This window comes from Streptomyces longisporoflavus (assembly GCF_014649775.1).
Lineage (GTDB): Bacteria > Actinomycetota > Actinomycetes > Streptomycetales > Streptomycetaceae > Streptomyces > Streptomyces longisporoflavus.
In genome coordinates, this window is sequence record NZ_BMTR01000109.1 from 1 (window position 1) to 1,429 (window position 1,429).

The 1,429-nt window shown below is 66.3% G+C and carries 1 protein-coding gene; it reads right to left on the reverse strand.

The features are described from left to right. Positions 1-2 precede the first annotated feature (2 nt). A complete protein-coding gene (locus IE226_RS43600; RefSeq protein ID WP_190087087.1) occupies positions 3-1,271 on the reverse strand; it encodes an IS256 family transposase in 1,269 nt (422 codons plus the stop codon). Between the last annotated feature and the right edge of the window lie 158 nt (positions 1,272-1,429).

A 1,429-nucleotide genomic window follows, 5' to 3' on the forward strand; every position in this document is an offset into this window, starting at 1 on the left:
GGTCATGTCCCGCTGGGTGGTGTAGTCACGGCGGCTGTTTTGCTTCCGGTTGTGGGGGCGATCTTTGGTTCGGACGGGGGCGGCTGGGTGGTGAAGAGTTCGGCCATGGAGGCTTCGGAGAGGTAGCGGCGGTCGAAGACCTGCCATTCGTCGTGGAGTTCGGCCAGGACCGCGGCGGCGAGCCGGTCCAGGGCGGCAGGGTTGGGGAACACCTGGACGACGTCGGCCCTGCGTTTGATCTCCCGGTTCAGCCGTTCCAGCGGGTTGGTCGACCAGATCTTCTTCCAGTGGGCCGCAGGGAAGTCCGCGAATGCCGTGATGTCCGGTGCCGCATCCAACAACATCCTCTTGACCTGCGGGAACTGGCGTCCGAGCATGTCGGCGACGACGTTCAGCTGCGTGCGGACGGCCGTGGCGGTGGGCTGCGCGAAGATAGTGCGGATGGTGGCGGCGACCATTTCCCCCGAGCCTTTCTCGATCACCGCGAAGACATCGCGCACGAAGTGAACCCGGCAGCGTTGCCAGGCCGCGCCGAGAAAGACGGTGCGGACAGCGGCCACCAGCCCGCTGTGGCTGTCGGAGATCACCAGCTGGACGTTGTCCAGGCCGCGGGCCCGCAGAGAACGCAGGAACCTCGTCCAGAACGGCTTCGATTCGCTGTCGCCGACCATCAGGCCGAGGATCTCGCGGTGCCCGGTGGCGGAGACCCCGGTCGCGATGACCACGGCCTGCGAGACGATCCGGTGGTTGACCCTGGCCTTGCAGTAGGTGGCGTCCAGGAAGACGTAGGGGAAGACGGTGTGGTCCAGCGGCCGTTCCTTGAACGCGGTCAGTTCCTCGTCCAGCTCGCCGCAGATCCTGGAGACCTCCGATTTGGAGATGCCGCTGTCCGCGCCGAGGGCTTTGACCAGGTCATCGACCGAGCGGGTCGAGACTCCGTGCACATAGGCCTCCATCACCACAGCGAACAGGGCCCGGTCGATGCGTCGGCGCCGCTCGAGGAGGGAGGGGAAGAACGATCCGGTCCGCACTTTGGGGACTTTCAGGTCCAGGTCGCCGGCCGGGGTGGTCAGCAGACGCTCGCGATGGCCGTTGCGCCAGGTCGAGCGCGTCTCGGTGTGCTCGCGCGGGGCGGCACCGATCACGTCGGTGGCCTCGGCCTCGATGAGTTCTTGCAGGATGCGCTCGCACACCACCCTGATTGCTTCAACTCCGTCGGCCCGACGTAGTGACTCAAGCAGCCGCATCAGTTCAGACTGGGACAAGGCCATCGCGTGCTCCTCTGGTCGGACTGGCCGTTCACCAGGGAGACTTGCGCGGTGGCCTGCCCTTGTTCAGGGAGCATGCACAACCAGCAGATGCACGCCCCGGGCAAGCAGCCGCGCACTCCGGTCCACTGCCCGGCTACACCACTTCATGGGACGCCATC